Annotated in this window: 14 protein-coding genes and 1 tRNA gene; 7 read left to right on the top strand and 8 right to left on the bottom strand. The window is 53.7% G+C overall.

The features are described 5' to 3' along the window. Positions 1–58: 58 nt before the first annotated feature. Positions 59–1,537: a hypothetical protein gene (locus tag Y017_RS09465; RefSeq protein ID WP_035460469.1), complete on the bottom strand. Its 1,479-nt coding sequence runs from the start codon at positions 1,535–1,537 to the stop codon at positions 59–61. A gap of 137 nt (positions 1,538–1,674) precedes the next feature. On the opposite strand from Y017_RS09465, the gene Y017_RS09460 reads away from it, so the two are divergent. Beyond that, entirely contained in the window at positions 1,675–2,394 is a 720-nt protein-coding gene (locus tag Y017_RS09460; protein ID WP_035460467.1) for a hypothetical protein, read from the top strand. A gap of 90 nt (positions 2,395–2,484) precedes the next feature. Here the strand turns inward: Y017_RS09460 and Y017_RS09455 are convergent, their stop codons facing one another. The 4 genes from Y017_RS09455 to lptF all read right to left on the bottom strand — a co-directional run bounded on the left by Y017_RS09455 (position 2,485) and on the right by lptF (position 6,447). Beyond that, on the bottom strand, positions 2,485–3,684 hold the full coding sequence (locus tag Y017_RS09455; RefSeq protein ID WP_035460466.1) for an integrase arm-type DNA-binding domain-containing protein: 1,200 nt from the start codon (positions 3,682–3,684) through the stop codon (positions 2,485–2,487). Positions 3,685–3,844: 160 nt separating this feature from the next. Beyond that, positions 3,845–3,931 (bottom strand) — tRNA-Leu (locus Y017_RS09450). Positions 3,932–4,270: 339 nt separating this feature from the next. Continuing rightward, positions 4,271–5,332, bottom strand: coding sequence for an LPS export ABC transporter permease LptG (lptG, locus tag Y017_RS09445; protein ID WP_035460464.1), 1,062 nt, complete (start codon positions 5,330–5,332; stop codon positions 4,271–4,273). Further along, positions 5,329–6,447, bottom strand: coding sequence for an LPS export ABC transporter permease LptF (gene lptF / locus Y017_RS09440; protein WP_101235016.1), 1,119 nt, complete (start codon positions 6,445–6,447; stop codon positions 5,329–5,331). The genes lptG and lptF overlap by 4 nt, the downstream gene beginning before the upstream one ends. 263 nt (positions 6,448–6,710) lie before the next feature. Between lptF and Y017_RS09435 the strand changes: the two genes are divergently transcribed. From Y017_RS09435 to Y017_RS09415, 5 genes are all read left to right on the top strand, one after another. Then, entirely contained in the window at positions 6,711–8,180 is a 1,470-nt protein-coding gene (locus Y017_RS09435; protein WP_011587781.1) for a leucyl aminopeptidase, read from the top strand. 70 nt (positions 8,181–8,250) lie between these two features. After that, complete coding sequence (locus tag Y017_RS09430) at positions 8,251–8,670, top strand: DNA polymerase III subunit chi (protein ID WP_035460462.1); 420 nt, start codon at positions 8,251–8,253, stop codon at positions 8,668–8,670. Positions 8,671–8,693: 23 nt separating this feature from the next. Then, complete coding sequence (locus Y017_RS09425) at positions 8,694–9,080, top strand: hypothetical protein (RefSeq protein WP_035460461.1); 387 nt, start codon at positions 8,694–8,696, stop codon at positions 9,078–9,080. Between the two features lie 143 nt (positions 9,081–9,223). Then, on the top strand, positions 9,224–12,013 hold the full coding sequence (locus Y017_RS09420; RefSeq protein WP_035460460.1) for a valine--tRNA ligase: 2,790 nt from the start codon (positions 9,224–9,226) through the stop codon (positions 12,011–12,013). A gap of 493 nt (positions 12,014–12,506) precedes the next feature. Further along, positions 12,507–13,319: a class I SAM-dependent methyltransferase gene (locus tag Y017_RS09415; protein ID WP_035460459.1), complete on the top strand. Its 813-nt coding sequence runs from the start codon at positions 12,507–12,509 to the stop codon at positions 13,317–13,319. A 21-nt stretch (positions 13,320–13,340) separates the two neighbouring features. Here the strand turns inward: Y017_RS09415 and Y017_RS09410 are convergent, their stop codons facing one another. Both Y017_RS09410 and Y017_RS09405 read right to left on the bottom strand, forming a co-directional pair. Continuing rightward, entirely contained in the window at positions 13,341–14,021 is a 681-nt protein-coding gene (locus Y017_RS09410; RefSeq protein WP_035460458.1) for a TetR/AcrR family transcriptional regulator, read from the bottom strand. Positions 14,022–14,095: 74 nt separating this feature from the next. After that, positions 14,096–14,302 carry a DUF2061 domain-containing protein gene (locus Y017_RS09405; RefSeq protein WP_011587775.1) on the bottom strand — a complete coding sequence of 69 codons (207 nt, stop codon included), beginning with the start codon at positions 14,300–14,302 and terminating at the stop codon, positions 14,096–14,098. Positions 14,303–14,500: 198 nt separating this feature from the next. Here Y017_RS09405 and yegS point away from each other — a divergent pair, with 198 nt between their 5' ends. Then, positions 14,501–15,403, top strand: a complete 903-nt coding sequence (gene yegS, locus Y017_RS09400) for a lipid kinase YegS (protein WP_035460457.1) — start codon at positions 14,501–14,503, stop codon at positions 15,401–15,403. Here yegS and Y017_RS09395 read toward each other — a convergent pair. Then, the gene (locus Y017_RS09395; RefSeq protein WP_011587773.1) at positions 15,395–15,934 is read right to left on the bottom strand and encodes a tyrosine-protein phosphatase; all 540 of its coding nucleotides are present in this window, start codon (positions 15,932–15,934) and stop codon (positions 15,395–15,397) included. The genes yegS and Y017_RS09395 overlap by 9 nt on opposite strands. Positions 15,935–16,055 lie beyond the last annotated feature (121 nt).

Below are 16,055 nucleotides of genomic sequence, written 5' to 3'. Positions count from 1 at the left end.
AAGCAGCCCAATCCACAACAGCCCTAGAACCCTGTCTCAAATCCACTCCCAGGTTAGGTTATTTTTTCACCTCTTCTGGCGGTCTTTTAGGGTATTGTTTCGCCTTCGCTTTCAGACCACACGTCAGTTGCATTTTTTCTTCAAGGAAGGAAGCATCCGCATAGGGTGAGGACACAACGCTGAACTCTCCACCCCATACAGCTACGACCTTCTGATCCCAGTACGGACGTCTAACCATTGAGCTCTCTTCCTTCGAAGAAACGCAGAGCGTCACAATTAGCCCTGATCTTGGGTCAGTTTCCAAGGTAGGGAGAATCACGAAATCAGCATTGTCTGCCGCTTCCCCCTTCCCCTTATGGTCAATTTCTTGCATTAATCCATTTAATAGCAGCCTCGCCCTGGAAGCCTGTACTCTTGAAGCGGTAAGAACCGCGGACACGAAGGCTGCCTGCTCACCGCTCCGCTTGCCTCGCAACAAATCCAAGGCAATCTTTTTTCGCAACCCATTCTCCCTGACTAGGAGCTGTTCTTCAGGCACAAAGACAAGCTGCGACGCATACTCATTGATTTTGACTTGCAAGTACGGTGCATCATGCTTGATGGATGCATCCTGGAAGAACCCGGAGAGCCGCCCGGAAAGCTCAGCCTCCCAAGAGGTAGACTCCCTATCCGGCACCTTGGCTTTAACACCCCACTTCTGCTCGAACCGAATAACACGCAACAGATCTTTGTATTCCCGGTCGGTTAGCTTTTTACCTTCCCTGTGGATGATCCTGGATATCAACCGGTTTGCTTCCTTGGCCCCCTTAAGAATCGCTTCAGCCTGACCACTCCGATAGTCATCATCTCCAGAAAATCCCCTTCCTACCAGCAATGTTTCGTGCCTCGCGTACTCACCAAACCCTAAATGCCCCATATTCAAGAAATATCGAGTCTTGACGGAACCGAACAGATAGCAGCCTGTTACGCCAGGAACCAAAGCCCTAATAAAGCCTAGATCCGCCAGTCTACTGATCTGCGACCTTCTCTGATCAACAGAAAAGCCCGTAAGCTCACGCAGCGCAGACTGCCCCAAACCGTCAACCCTACCGACTTCCGACGAATGCACCAAAAGTACGCACAAGAGAAGCCGATTCAATGGCTTTAAGTTCGTCATCTCGGCTGGTACCAACTCACCAAATGCCACATCACGGATCAGGCCTTCATCCACATCCACCGAGCAATCCTCGAAGGAAGCTTTCAGCTCATCTATAAATTTGCCGTCCACATGAATGAAGCTCTTTGGGCGATGATCTACCCCCTGCTGCTTGGAGATTAAAACAATCCCTGCGTCTTCTAGCTCTTGCACAATTTGACCAATGCGCTTGCAACTTAGTCGGAATATCTCTGCATATTCCTCAAAAGTGCATGAGGCCCGCTCCTTATCAAACTGATACAGAAAACAGAGCAAAAAAAGGCGGGACATCCCCGATACCCTCTTGAGCGCGCTTTCCACACCCTCCCCCTTCTTGAACATTAACAGCCGCAATCGCCACATACCCCCTCCTTTTCGGCCATCTTACCACGTGGTAATAATTTTATGCGTTGCTTTTAACGTTACTTATATCGTTATTGATAACGTTATATTTAGCGTTTAAACTAACGAGGAAATTAACATGAAAAACGTGAGGTCGTATGGCCAGGAAACCACAGCCTCTTGAGGATTGGCTTAAGGAAGATAAAGAGAGGCAGGACTGGATTGATCAGGAATTGCACAATGAGGGGCTACGACGATTTACCGAAGTTGGGCAGAGCCGAGTTGATGCACTCATTTCAGATCTTAATCAGGCCCTTCCGGAAGGAGCCGACCGAGCAGAAGCTATCCGCAGATTGAAACTGCGTTGGAGAGTTTTTAAATGCAGCCAAAAGAACAAAACCTCCACACTCTCAATCAGTGTGAAAAAACGTACTCACGAGTCACTAAAGAAGCTGGCCAACGGCAGGGGGGAAACGCAAAAAGCCACGCTGGAGAAGCTCATCGAAGAAGGGTTTCAAACGGAAGCTGACAAGAAAGCAGCCATCAAAGAGGCAACTCGACAAGCTGAACGCTTTCTTGCTGATAAACAATCCCCCTTAGAATGGTTCCCTCTTAACTCTGCAATCACGAGAGAAATCACGTCACTGAAGGAGGAAATGTCAAATAAAAACAAGGAAATTCAATCGCTTAGAATGACTATTGCCGAGCTCACCTCGACACAAGAGAAGGAAGGCAAGAACAAGGAAAATGGCATGGAGTCAAAAACCCCCAATACCCTCCCGAGCAGCAAAGAAAGTCCGGAATCCCTAGAGGCAGCACGGTCAAAACACTCTGGCCCCGAAGTAATCTTGAGGAAGAAGAACGGCGAGAGATACTGAGCCATTCAATCCCGACCAGACACAGCAGAACCAGCCCCCAACTTCACAAGGGCCGGCCCACCTGTATTAGTTCAGACCAAATCTGACACATCAAGCCTTCTTAGCCTTCAAATCATCCAGGTAATCCGCCCACTGCTGCATCATCCCCACACGCCCCTCCAGGTGCGAAGTCCGGTTATAGGCCCGGCCATTGGCATCCCTGACGGAGTGAGCGAGCTGGTGCTCGATCCAGTCCACCCGGACATCCAGAACCTCATCAAGCAGGGTACGGGCAATGGCGCGCCATCCGTGCTGGGTCATCCTTCCCTTGTAACCAAGGGTTTTCAGTAGCTTGTTGAGGGTGTTGTCACTGATCGGCTCTCCGGGCTTGGTACCTTCGAACACATAACGGCAATGCCCGGTGAACGGCTGAATTTCCTGAAGGATAGCCACGGCTTGGCGCGACAGCGGGACCACATGCGGCTCCCGCATCTTCATTTTCTCTGCAGGAATGCTCCAAAGGGCCTTCTTCAGGTCAATTTCTGACCATTCGGCATGACGCAATTCGCCAGGCCGGACGAATACCAGCGGAGCCAACCGGGCAGCGGCTTTGGTGGTGGCTGCTGCCTGACAGGCATCAATGGCCCGAAGCATCTTGCCGACTTCCTCTGGCTCCAGAATCGCCAGGCGGTGCTTTTCTTTCTTAACGGAAATCTGCCCCTGAAGAGGCAAGGCGGGATTGTTATCGGCACGACCGGTCGCCATGGCAAAGTTGAAGATCTCGGAGGCCATCCCCCTCAAGCGATTGGCGGTATAGCCACTGGTCTTTTGGGTACGCTGAAGCACATTCCACAGCTCAGCCGTGGTGATTTCAGAAATGGGCCGGCTGCCCAGGAATGGAAGGAGGCCATTATCCAGCCAGATGCGCCGCTTCCTCTCCGTTGTCGGCGTCCACTTCTCGCCACTCACCTTGTTCTGTGCCCACTCTTCCGCCACCCCGGCAAAGGTATTGCGCAAGGCAGTCTCTGTGGCCATCTTATCGGCTTTACGCTGATCACCGGGGTCAACGCCAGATGCCAGCAGCTCTCGGGCTTGCTGCCGCTTGTCTCGGGCTGCTTTCAGACTTGTGCTGGGGTAGGTGCCAAGAGAGAGGCGCTTTTGCTTACCGTTGAAGCGGTATTTGAAGCGCCACCATTTGCCGCCTTTGGGAGAGATCTCCAGGAACATGCCCTCGCCATCGGAGATGCTGTAGAGCTTGTCTTGGGGCTTTGCTGCGCGGATTTTGACGTCGCTGAGTTTGTTGGTTTCCATGGCTTTCGCCGGCTTTGGGCTGTGGAGTTGGCCCCAAAGTTGGCCCCAGGTGGGGCCAGATGTCAACAAACCTTGTCGGACGGCAGCGGAAGAAACTCATCGATAACTTGCTGTTTTTAAAGCTTTCGAGGAGCTCTTCGGATGCTGCCGGACCGTCATTTGGTACCAGAGGCCGGACTTGAACCGGCACGCCCGTGAAGGCAACGGATTTTGAATCCGTCGTGTCTACCAATTCCACCACTCTGGCAGTGGGGCGCGAGTATACCAGCCCTTCACAGCTTTTCCAGCCTTTACATTCATCGAACGCAATTTTGATTGCCATCACGTCATCCCGACGGCCTGAATTGAGGCCAACTTTGTGAAGGACAGCGACATTGGCATCCTCAATTCACAGGGGATGCAACGCGGGCTCCGCCAGCATCGAATGCACGCAACCGCTGGTCAACCGCAAAGCGAGCATGCTCCAGTTTCAGCTAGTCGTCATTATCGATGAAGTGATAGATCACATGATCACAGGGGTGGCGCATCGTTCATTGGCCCCTGCGTGGGCACATCCATGTGGCCAGGTGCCCGCTAGCCGGTCACATCAACGCACTCGCTGCAACAACCAGATCCCCAGCACCAAACACAATGACGGGGGAAGAATAGCGGCTAGCAACGGGTCAGTATGAAATACCAGCGACAGTTGGCCAAAGAATTGCTGGCCGTAGTGGAAAATCAGCCCAGCCACGATGCCTGCCGTCAATCGCAACCCCATGGTCACTTCTCGAAGGGGGCCGAACACAAAAGAAATAGCGATTAGCACCATGCCGATAGTCGCCAATGGCATGAACAGTTTCTGCCAGAAACTGAGCATGTAGTCTGCCGTTTCCAAACCTTGCCGTTTCAGATAACGGGTATATTCCAGCAACTTCACTAACGCCAAGTTGTCGGGCTTAAGCACCACAATACTCAGCAACTGCGGGGTCAGCTCCGTTTGCCATTCCACCTGATCTTTCTGGTAAGTCTCGACATGATCAGCAAACAACCGGGTGCCTTGAATACCTTCCAATGACCAGGATTCTCCCTGATAGATAGCCCGATTCACGTACTGGGTTTCCGTCAGCTTCTGCCCATCGCTGAAACGGTAACGGGTCAAACCGTGCAACACCCCATTGGGCTGCACCGCATTGATATGAATAAACTCCGGCCCTTCCCTGTGCCAATAGCCGTATTTGGAGCGCAAGGCTTCACCGCCCCCCTCGGCCATGGAACGATTACTCTGCGCCACCTGCTCACTATAGGGGGTGAGATATTCACCCAGCGGAATAGACAAGATGATCAGCACCAACACCGGACGCAGCACCAGCCAGCTCACCTTCAGGGTAGACACGCCCGCCGCTCGAATCACCGACAGTTCACCACTGTTCGCTAGTAAGCTCAAACCAATCAGGGTGCCTAACAGAATCGCCATAGGCATGTATTCGTAAAATCGTCGCGGTGTGGTGGTCAGAATAAACTGCAAGGCCTCCATCACCTGATAGTTGCCCCGCAGGAACTCTAGTTCATAGATAAAGCCGAACAAACAATCCAGCCCGACGATAATAAACAGAATGGCCAAGGTCGGAATCATCACCGCCCGCCAAAAGTAACGCTTGAGCAATTTCATGGGCGCGCCCTCCGCCGGAATAGGCGAGCGCCGAAATAAAGGAGGAAGACAACTAGCCCCGCACTCACATGGATCCAGACCATGCTCAAGTACCAGGGCAGCACCCCCTTGTGATCTTCAATGGCACTGCGGCATACCAGCAACATGCCCACATAAAGCATGTAACCTAATACGGCCGGAATTAATCGATAGAAACGCCCTTGTCGGGGATTAACCCTCGCCAAGGGGATCGCCGCCAATGCCATGATCGGAACGGTGAGGATTAGCGAGATGCGCCACTGCAGTTCAGCCAGTGCCTCTTTGTTGTCGGCCTGCTGCTCCATCAATTCTTGGGTGGAGCGGCCACGCACCTTGGGCGGACGACTATCGGTTTTTTCGCCACCAATACGAACCCGGGCTTCCTTGAATCCCACTTCCTTATAATCCAGCTGCCCGGGCTTACCCTGATACTGAAGACCATCGGTCAGCAGCAGATAACTGATGCCATCTTCCACCACCAGCTTGCCGCTTTTCGCCCAGACAGTTAACAACCTTCCTGCCCCACCTTGGCTTTCAAAACGCGCATCGGCCACAAACACATTTTCCAGCACGCCTTTTTCCCGGTTCAAATGCTCCGCGTAAGTAGCACGCTGGGAATCACTGGAGCCTTTTACGTGAAAACGGCCCGGGGTGAGCAATTCCAGCACCGACCGGTCCTTTTGTTCTTCAAAAATCCGGTTTACTTCTGCGTCCCCCCGCGGGGTCACATAGAGTGAAAACATGCCTACCAGCATGGTGGCCATCAATATGGGCACCACCAACGAGCGCACCACACGGCCATTGCCCTGCCCTCCGGCCTGTAACACCACCATTTCGTTATCCATGTGCATACGCCCCAACACCAACAACAGGGCGACATACAAACTTAAGGGAACGATCATTTGCAGAAATTCCGGCATTCGGAATGCCATCACTAGGAACAAAGCATCGGCAGCGATTTGACCGGCGGCGGCCTCTGCTAAATATTTGATAAAGCGGCCACTGACCAGCACCATTACTAGAATAAAGGTGACCAGCACTGTGGTCATAAACACTTGCCGGTTAATATATCGATGAAGAATCAAAGGAAGGCCCACTCATTGCTGTCTGCAAAACGTGCCGAGCAGAATAAAGGCAGGCAGGTGGCCCGCAGCGCGGCACACACCGCCGGGCAAAAACGCCTGCGGCAGCAGTGAATGCCGCCTAGTGTAACTGAGAGCTAGACAAAGGTGATAATTCCCTTTCAATTAGGTGGTCGCCTGGGCTCCTTCGCAGATTGCGTTTCCTTGCGTGACGGCCCACTATTTCCTTTATTTATCGGGTGAATCGCGCCCCACCCTTTTATCAATTTGGAGAAAGCATGGACTTCGCAGTAAGCAACAGGCCCTTGGAGAAAAGCAAAGCAGATGCGCTAGTGGTATTGCTAGGCAAAAAAAATGACCTTCCTCAGGCCTTGCCCTCCGCCACTCGCGAGCAAATTAGTCAGTTCACTAAGGCCGGCGATTTCAATGCTAGCAAGGGGCAGCTTGTTTGGTTGCACGCGCCCCAAGACCTTAACGCTGACCGCCTGCTGCTGGTCGGCACCGGTGACAGCCCTCTCAGCGACCAAGGCTGGCTCTCATTGGTACACAAGGCCACCAAAACCTTGGCCAGCTCTCCGGTTAAGCAGGCTATGTGGCTGCTTGATGACACACACACACAAACACTGGAGTGGCAAGTCCGCGAAGGCAGCCGTGTAGTAGAAGAAAGCACCTACCGTTTCGACAACTACCGTAGCAAGCCGGCACCGGCCAGCAACCTAGCCAAACTGACCTTCTGGCATGCCGAGAAGGACACTACCCTTACGAAAGCACACAAAACAGGCAAAGCCGTGGGCCTTGGGGTCAACGTAGCTCGAGATTTGGGCAATTTGCCTCCCAACGATTGCTACCCGGAATATCTGAGCGGGGTAGCTCGGGATCTGGGCAAAGAATATGAAAAGCTTACGGTGAAAGTATTGAGCCAGGCTCAGGCAGAAAAAATGGGCATGGGAGCCTTCCACGCGGTAGCCAAAGGCTCCGAACGCCAGGGCCAAATCATTGTGATGGAATACAAGGGCGCCAAACCCACCAAGCAAGGCCCGGTTGCCCTGGTCGGCAAAGGGATCACCTTCGATACCGGCGGCATTTCTCTAAAGCCCGGCGCCACCATGGATGAGATGAAATATGACATGGGCGGCGCTGCCAGTGTTTTCGGCTCAGTAAAAACTGTGTGCGAACTGGACCTGCCTATCCACCTGGTTGCCGTCGTGGCAGCGGCGGAAAACATGCCCGATGGCCGCGCCGCTCGCCCGGGAGATATCGTCAAAACCCTATCCGGCCAGACCGTGGAAATTCTCAATACCGATGCTGAAGGTCGACTGGTACTGTGCGACGCGTTGACCTACGTGCAGCAAAAACACAAACCACACACAGTCATCGACATCGCCACCCTGACCGGCGCTTGCGTTGTCGCCCTCGGCGCCCACGCCCAGGCAGTCTACTCCAACGACGATGACCTCAGCGAAGCTCTGCTCGCCGCGGGTAAAGAAACCGGCGACCGCGGCTGGCCGATGCCCCTGTGGGATGAGTACCAGGGCCAGCTGGACAGCCCCTTTGCCGACATGCAAAACATTGGCGGCCCCAAAGCAGGCTCCATCACCGCCGCCTGCTTCCTCTCCCGCTTCACCAAAGAAGTAAAATGGGCGCATCTGGATATCGCCGGCACCGCCTGGATCAGCGGCGGCATGAGCAAAGGCGCCACCGGTCGCCCTGTGCCTATGCTTACACGGTATTTGATGGACAACGCCTAATGCTAGGCACCGAACGCCTGGCACAACACTATGCGTCAGGCGTTTGGCGTCAGCCGCTAGGCTTTTACCTATGACTGAAGTCACTTTCTATCTCAGCAGTAAAGTCGGGGAGGGCGTTCGCCAGGCTCTGGCTTGGCGGATTGCCGATAAAGCGCTGAAACAGGGCCGGCAAGTCTATGTGCATTGCCAAAATGAGGCCCATGCACGGCAGCTGGACGCGCAATTCTGGCAATCTCCCCCAACAGGCTTCTTGCCCCACGCACTAAGCAGTGAAGGTCAGGCTCCGGTATTACTCGGGTTCGGTGACGACCCCGGCCATCAGCACGATGTACTGATCAACCTGAGCGATGGAGTGCCCGACTTTTCCTCCCGCTTTCAGCGGGTGGCCGAAATGATCAGCGGCGATGAAGCCGAACGACAACAGGGCCGGGAACGTTTTCGTTTCTACCGGGACCGAGGCTTCCCCGTCACCACCCATGAACTTGGCTGACCACTACTGCGAGCAACACGGCTATGAGCGACAACAAGGAAACGGCAAAGCACGCCTTGCTCAAAGAACTGGATGATGTCCAGTCCTTGCTGGACGATGCTGAGCCGCCGCTGCTACAAGCATCTGCAGAGGCAACCCCGCCGGAGGCTCAACGAATACGGCAGCTTGCCAGCGAACGGACCAACCCGTTCTTAGACCGCACCGCTAACCAACACGCCCCCACCCTCAGTGGGCCATCGATTTCCACTCCCGCTCAGCAAACAACAGCAACAGCAACAGCACGCCCAACGTTGACCAACCGTGACATTGATAACGCCATTGATGAACTAGTGGCCGAGGCCCTGCCCAAGCTGGAAAAAGCCCTACGTTTGAAGCTGCGCGCCGCCCTGCGAAGGAATGCCAGAGGCTAATCGCTCTACAAACTTTCTGGGGGCAAGCGTTTTTCTTTTCAGGCGTCTGGCAGCCTAGGTAAGGGGTTTTCCTACAACCCGCGACGAACCCGCCCCGCTTCGCTATAATTCGCCCTCATTTTTTCTGGTTAGAAGCGGTGATCATGGACAAAACCTACCAACCCGATCGCATTGAGCAGTCTTGGTACGAAAACTGGGAACAAGCCGGTCATTTCAAGCCGAGCGGCCAGGGTGACCCGTTCTGCATCATGATCCCGCCCCCCAATGTGACCGGCAGCTTGCACATGGGCCACGCCTTCCAAGACACCATTATGGATACCTTGGTCCGCTACCGCCGCATGCAGGGCCGCAACACCCTCTGGCAGGTGGGCACCGACCACGCCGGCATCGCCACCCAAATGGTGGTAGAACGCAAATTGGCCGGCGAAGGCACCAACCGTCACGAGCTAGGCCGTGAGAAATTTCTGGACAAGGTCTGGGAATGGAAAAGGGAATCCGGCGGCACTATTACCCGCCAGCTGCGTCGCATGGGCGCCAGCGTAGACTGGACTCGTGAACGCTTCACCATGGACGACGGTCTGTCTAACGCCGTGCGCGAAGTGTTTGTCCGTCTGCACAAGGAAGGCTTGATTTACCGCGGCAAGCGGCTGGTCAATTGGGATCCAGCCCTGCACACCGCCATCTCCGACCTAGAAGTGGAGAACGTGGAAGAGCAAGGCCACATGTGGCACTTCCGCTATCCGCTGTCTGATGGCTCCGGGCACCTGGTGGTCGCCACTACACGCCCGGAAACCATGCTCGGTGATACCGCCGTAGCCGTTCATCCGCAAGACCCACGCTACAAGGACATGATCGGTAAGAGCATTCGCCTGCCGCTAGCTGACCGCAATATCCCTATTATTGCCGATGACTACGTAGACCCGGACTTCGGCTCCGGCTGCGTGAAAATCACCCCGGCCCACGACTTCAACGATTACGAAGTGGGTAAGCGCCACGACCTGCCGATGATCAATATCCTGACCATCGATGCCGCGCTGAATGACGAAGTGCCGGAAGGCTATCGCGGCTTGGACCGTGTAGAGGCCCGCAAAAAAGTAGTAGACGATCTAGATGCCTTAGGGCTGCTGGAAAAAGTGGACGACCACACCCTACAGGTGCCCCGTGGTGATCGTTCCGGTGTGGTTATCGAACCCTACCTGACCGACCAGTGGTTTGTCGCCGTAGAAGAGCTGGCCAAACCGGCCATTGCCGCCGTGGAAAATGGCGACATCCAGTTCGTCCCCAAAAACTATGAGAACATGTACTTCTCCTGGATGCGCGATCTGCAGGACTGGTGTATCTCCCGCCAACTGTGGTGGGGCCATCGCATCCCCGCCTGGTACGATGCCGACGGCAACGTCTATGTGGGCCGCGACGAAGAAGAGGTCCGAGCAGAAAATAACCTAGGCGATACCCCCCTGAGCCAGGATGACGATGTCCTAGATACCTGGTTCAGTTCCGCCCTGTGGACCTTCTCCACTCTGGGCTGGCCGGAAGACACTGACGCCCTGCGCACCTTTCATCCCACCGATGTACTGGTAACCGGCTTCGACATTATTTTCTTCTGGGTTGCCCGGATGATAATGATGACTCTGAAGTTCACCGACCAAGTGCCCTTCAAGAAGGTCTATGTTCATGGTCTGGTGCGCGACAATGACGGCCAGAAAATGTCCAAGTCGAAAGGCAACGTGCTTGATCCGCTGGACATGATTGACGGGATCACCCTAGATGCGCTGATCGACAAGCGCACCAAGGGCCTGATGCAGCCGCAGAAAGAAAAACAAATCACCAAGCGCACTAACAAAGACTTCCCTGACGGCATCAACCCCTACGGCACCGACGCTCTGCGTTTTACCTTCCTGTCTCTCGCTTCCACTGGCCGGGACATCAAGTGGGACATGGGCCGCATAGAAGGCTACCGGAATTTCTGTAACAAAATCTGGAATGCAGCCCGCTATGTAATGATGAATACCGAAGGGGAAGACTGCGGCATCGACACCGATAGCGAAGTGGAACTATCTCTGGCAGACCGTTGGATTATCTCCGCCTTACAGCGGGCCGAACTGGAAGTCAGCGAAGCACTAGACAGCTTCCGTTTCGACGTGGCCAGCCACGCCGCCTATGAATTCATCTGGAACGAATACTGCGATTGGTATCTCGAGCTATCCAAGCCGGTACTGTGGGGTGACGAGTATTCCGATGCCCAAAAACGCGGCACACGCCGCACCCTAGTGACCGTACTGGAAGCCATCCTTCGCATGGCCCACCCCTTTATGCCATTCATCACTGAAGAAATCTGGCAAAAAGTCGGACCACTGGCGGGCAAGGCGTCGGCGGCAGGTAAAGGCGAAAAAAGCGACACCATCATGTTACAGCCCTTCCCGGCCAGCGAACCCGCCAAAATCGATACCAATGCGGAAACCGGTGCAGAATGGGTAAAAGCGGTTATTAGCGCGGTACGTAACATCCGTGGTGAGATGGGCATTCCACTAGGCAAGGCACTGCCGATTTATCTGCATAATGGTAAAGACTCCGACAAGGCCCTGCTGGACGCCAACCGAGTCTTCCTCTGCAAACTGGCCAAACTGGAATCCATTACCTGGCTGACCGCAGAGGATTCCGCCCCCGCCTCTGCCACCGCCCTAGTCGGCGACATGGAAATTTTGGTCCCCATGGCCGGGCTGATCGACAAGGAAGCAGAGATCGAGCGTCTTTCTAAGGAAATCGAGAAACTACGCAAGGAAGTAGGCCGCGCCGAAGGTAAATTAAAGAATCCTAAGTTTGTCGATAAAGCACCACAGGCCGTGGTGGACAAGGAAAAAGCCAAACTGGACGACTATCGTTCACAACTGGCCAAGCTTGAAGAGCAGCTGGAAAAAATCAAGTACCTGTAAAGCCCGCCATTATGGCGATTACGCTGCATCTTCTTCTCACCTGCGCACAGGAAGCCTTCGCCAGCGAAGGCTTCCGCAGGGCGGAAGTGGATACCATCGCAATCGAGCCGATCTAGACAAAACCACCATCTATACGCTGCTTGCCTCCTAGGAAGCACTACCGCTACCGCTCGTAGAAGGGAACCGAAGACCAGCTGCGCGCCCTCCCTCTGAGCTAATCAGTATAGTATTGCCTGCCCTTGGCGCGGCCGACGAACCTGCGCCAGCACCTAGTTTATGGAACCAAACGCACCCTTTGCCGATGTTTTTTAAGCGAACGTTATAAAGAAGGCTATTTCGTTGCTCTGCCCACTCGCGATACGATGCTGATAATAGTGAACTGGATGGCCGGAGCCACCTACCGTGAGCGAACACTCACAGCAGAGAGGAGCTTCGAATAACAAACCGCAGGTCACAGGAACGCGTGTTGACCCGTGACATCATAGGAGAAATCATGCGCATCACGTTTGTTCTAGCTGCGGTTCTGGCTTTTTCCCCGCTATGCGTTGCATACACCCAGGCCGACAGCTTGGACGATACTCTTGACGCTCCCCACCGCACGTCAACGGAAAAGGCCCGTGACTCTTACCGCCACCCGGCCAAGACCCTTCGCTTTTTCAACGTAGAAGCCGACATGACCGTGGTGGAAATCTGGCCTGGCTCAAAAGGGTGGTATACCGCCATTCTGGCGCCTTATCTGCGCGACAATGGCACTTATTATGCTGCCCAATTTCCGCCGGATAGCAACATCCCGTTTTACCAACGTTCACTGATCCAGTTTAAAACCCGCCTGTCCAAGCAGGACGAGATTTACAACAAGGTTCGCATTACCCACCTTTATCCCCCTGTCTACAATGACATTGCCCCAGCAGGCACAATCGACCGGGTTCTCACTTTCCGCAACGTGCATAACTGGGCAAAATCCGGCAAGGGGGAAGCCGCCTTCAAAAGCTTTTACAAGGCTCTCAAGCCGGGCGGAGTGCTGGGCGTAGTGGAACATCGGGCACCAGAAGTACGCCCACTGGAAAGGCAAATCGAAACGGGATATATGAGCGAGGGGTATGTCATCGCCCTTGCCGAGAAGGCCGGTTTTACACTGGTGGATCGATCAGAGATCAATGCCAACCCGAAGGATCAGACCAACCACCCTGCCGGAGTCTGGACACTTCCCCCCACTCTACGACTCGGCGACAAGGACAGGGAAACCTATGAAGCAATCGGGGAAAGTGACCGGATGACACTGAAGTTTCTCAAGCCGGAGCATTGAACCGATCCAACCGGAGTCTTACTACGCGGGGCGCTCCAACATGCTTGGCGCAGCCTTTCCCAGCACCAAGGATTCAGTCACACCTACCGCGACCCGCAAGCACAGGTCCAGTCGCTGCTGGGAAAAGCCGCCATCGTCGAAAATATAGAGTGAGTAGTTCTCTAACATCCACAACACTGTCAGGAAAACTAACGGCTCGTAATCCTTCCCCGTATAACGGTTAATCTGAACAGCTAGGACTTCAGATGCCAAGGTTTGGGCACGGATGCGGTGAGGCGCCAGAGCTGAATCAGAAGAGCGAGCCTCCTCCATCATCAACTTGATTACCGGGCCCATACTCACATGGTGATCAAAATAAACCTTAGTGGTATTACGAATGATATCGTTCACAGATGAGGCCTGCTTCACCTCTCTGTGAAAATGCAGCATCATATTATCCACAAAGATACGATAGATGCTTTCCAGGACATCCATCTTGTTGCGAAAGTATTTGTAGAACGTGCGTCGAGATACATTAGAGGCATCTAACAAATGCTGTACCGTGGTTCGCTGGAGCCCACGAATAGCAAACACCTGCATTGAGTGAATCAGAATTTCAGCCCGAGCCTGAGAGCGCTGCCCTCCTTCTTCGAGGGCATGAACTTCCAACACTTGATTCACCACCTGGCGAATCGCATCTATGTCGCTGCTTGGTCTCTGCACGTGACGCCCCCTTAAAATCTATAGCCTTCGTTAGCTTAACTAACGGCCCTAGCAGAGTAAACATTGAGTTTATCCTAAACCATAATCGCTCCGCTCACCGGGGCAGGGTCAGCCTTCTTGTTAGTCTTCCAGATTTTTTCATGAAAGTGGTAGGCCACGGTATTCACACAAGGCTCAACCAAAGCCGTCAAACCACCAATACGCCAGTCACCTGTCATGGCCCAAACGACCAAGAACGCCACTGAAATATGCATTACTCCGAAACTAATTGTCTTAGTCATGACATACCCTCCAATTGAAGCCCATCATGCCTCACTCCATTCGCATAGCATAAAGCTCTTGATAAATAGCATCGATAGACACATCAAATAGCAAACAATCGCTAACCATCAAGGATTGTTAACTTACTTATCCTGGTCCTGCATCAAAGCAGCCGCATGCTTTATTCTATGGCACCAGTCAACGACAGAGTTCTCCCCATGAGCAAGAAAGCCTTACTTATCCTTCACGGCAAGCAGGCCGACAACCAGTCCGTTCGCAATGCGGTCATTGACTGGCGTAACCAGGGCCATGAGTTAGCCGTCCGCGTAACGTGGGAGGGGGGCGACGCGGAACGCTATGTCCGCGAAGCGCTCGATAACGGCTTCAAAACGATTATTGCCGGCGGCGGAGACGGCTCGGTACGTGACATCACCCAAGCACTGATGGAAAACGGTAATAGCGAACTGGAACTAGCGATTATCCCGCTCGGCACGGCCAACGACTTTGCCACGGCTGCAGAAGTTTCGGAGGAACCCGCCGACGCCTTGTCATTGCTTAATAGGCCTGCTCAGCCGTGTGATGTAATCCGAGTAAATAACCATTATTTTCTCAACATGGCCACCGGCGGTTTCGGCACAGAGGTCACCACACAAACGTCCGAAGAGTTGAAAAAAATGCTTGGCGGTGCAGCCTACTTGCTTACCGGTCTAACTCGGTTTTCGGAAATTGAATCCGCCAAAGGTCACTTCAAAGGAGAGGATTTTGAATGGGAAGGTGATTTTCTGGCTCTCGGCCTAGGCAATGGCCGGCAAGCCGGAGGTGGGCAGCGCCTGTGTCCAGACGCCCTGGTCAACGATGGGCTCTTCGATGTCGCCATCCTGCCCGCAGACATGGATCTGCTCGCTGGAGTGAAAGAGCTGTTCGACAGTGAAGCGCGACAAGATCCGGACCAAGAAGGGCTTTTTGTTCGTACCCGACTTAGCGAAATGAAAATTGAAACTCCAACGCCCATGAACCTGAACCTGGATGGTGAACCAATTCAGAATACGACTTTTCAGATTCAAGCCATTCGCAATGCGCTGCGCCTTTACCTGCCCGAGGGCTGTCCACTGTTAGGCTGAAGCCTTGTGCGCACGGCCACAGAGCTGAATAAACTCTCGGACCTTTTGTCGCCGTCTATCTAGTTTGTGGCCATATAGTGGAAAGTGCTGCCATACCGCCATCTCGGTTACCCCATAACAGCGAGTCGCCACTGCTACCACCATCATCCCTGTACGAATCACCCCCATCTCACAATGCACCAAGCAGCGGCTGTCTGCCCGACCCAACTCTTCAATAAATGCCACAATTTGAGCCTCAGTTGGCGGTGTATCCTGCGCCATGGGGATATTCACAAGCTTCACTCCATGCCGGCGACAATAATCCAACTGTTTAAAGTACCAACCGTTTTTACTGTACTCCGACTCAAGGCGTAGATTAACAATTGTGTTAACGCCCAAAATACGATGCATGATTCGTATACCGATAGGCCCCAAGGTTCCGCTACGGTAAAGTTTTCTCCGTTCCACCACACGAAAGTGGTACATCAGCTTACGATAGCGATAGATAACTAACGCAAGAACAGAGATAACAATGGCGATATACAACAGCATGACGAAGACTCCCGGCATTGAAGGTAAGCGAATAATGCCGGGCGATGTTGGCAGAGTGATTACAGGGTAATCATTACTGCTCCGGCTAAGCTACGAGGGCGACGCGAGAAGGCATGTTTGA

Source organism: Alcanivorax sp. 97CO-5, assembly GCF_000524665.1.
Lineage (GTDB): Bacteria > Pseudomonadota > Gammaproteobacteria > Pseudomonadales > Alcanivoracaceae > Alcanivorax > Alcanivorax borkumensis.
The sequence above is the reverse complement of the archived record's forward strand: the minus strand, read 5'-3'. Positions and strand labels throughout refer to the sequence as shown.

Excerpts from the sequence above, each read along its gene's own strand:
- Y017_RS09420 (WP_035460460.1), top strand. The coding sequence starts at position 9,224 with ATGGACAAAACCTACCAACCCGATCGCATTGAGCAGTCTTGGTACGAA.
- Y017_RS09415 (WP_035460459.1), top strand. The coding sequence starts at position 12,507 with ATGCGCATCACGTTTGTTCTAGCTGCGGTTCTGGCTTTTTCCCCGCTA.
- Y017_RS09405 (WP_011587775.1), bottom strand. The coding sequence starts at position 14,302 with ATGACTAAGACAATTAGTTTCGGAGTAATGCATATTTCAGTGGCGTTC.
- Y017_RS09465 (WP_035460469.1), bottom strand. The coding sequence starts at position 1,537 with ATGTGGCGATTGCGGCTGTTAATGTTCAAGAAGGGGGAGGGTGTGGAA.
- Y017_RS09435 (WP_011587781.1), top strand. The coding sequence starts at position 6,711 with ATGGACTTCGCAGTAAGCAACAGGCCCTTGGAGAAAAGCAAAGCAGAT.
- Y017_RS09455 (WP_035460466.1), bottom strand. The coding sequence starts at position 3,684 with ATGGAAACCAACAAACTCAGCGACGTCAAAATCCGCGCAGCAAAGCCC.
- Y017_RS09430 (WP_035460462.1), top strand. The coding sequence starts at position 8,251 with ATGACTGAAGTCACTTTCTATCTCAGCAGTAAAGTCGGGGAGGGCGTT.
- Y017_RS09425 (WP_035460461.1), top strand. The coding sequence starts at position 8,694 with ATGAGCGACAACAAGGAAACGGCAAAGCACGCCTTGCTCAAAGAACTG.
- yegS (WP_035460457.1), top strand. The coding sequence starts at position 14,501 with ATGAGCAAGAAAGCCTTACTTATCCTTCACGGCAAGCAGGCCGACAAC.
- Y017_RS09460 (WP_035460467.1), top strand. The coding sequence starts at position 1,675 with ATGGCCAGGAAACCACAGCCTCTTGAGGATTGGCTTAAGGAAGATAAA.
- lptG (WP_035460464.1), bottom strand. The coding sequence starts at position 5,332 with ATGAAATTGCTCAAGCGTTACTTTTGGCGGGCGGTGATGATTCCGACC.
- Y017_RS09395 (WP_011587773.1), bottom strand. The coding sequence starts at position 15,934 with ATGCTGTTGTATATCGCCATTGTTATCTCTGTTCTTGCGTTAGTTATC.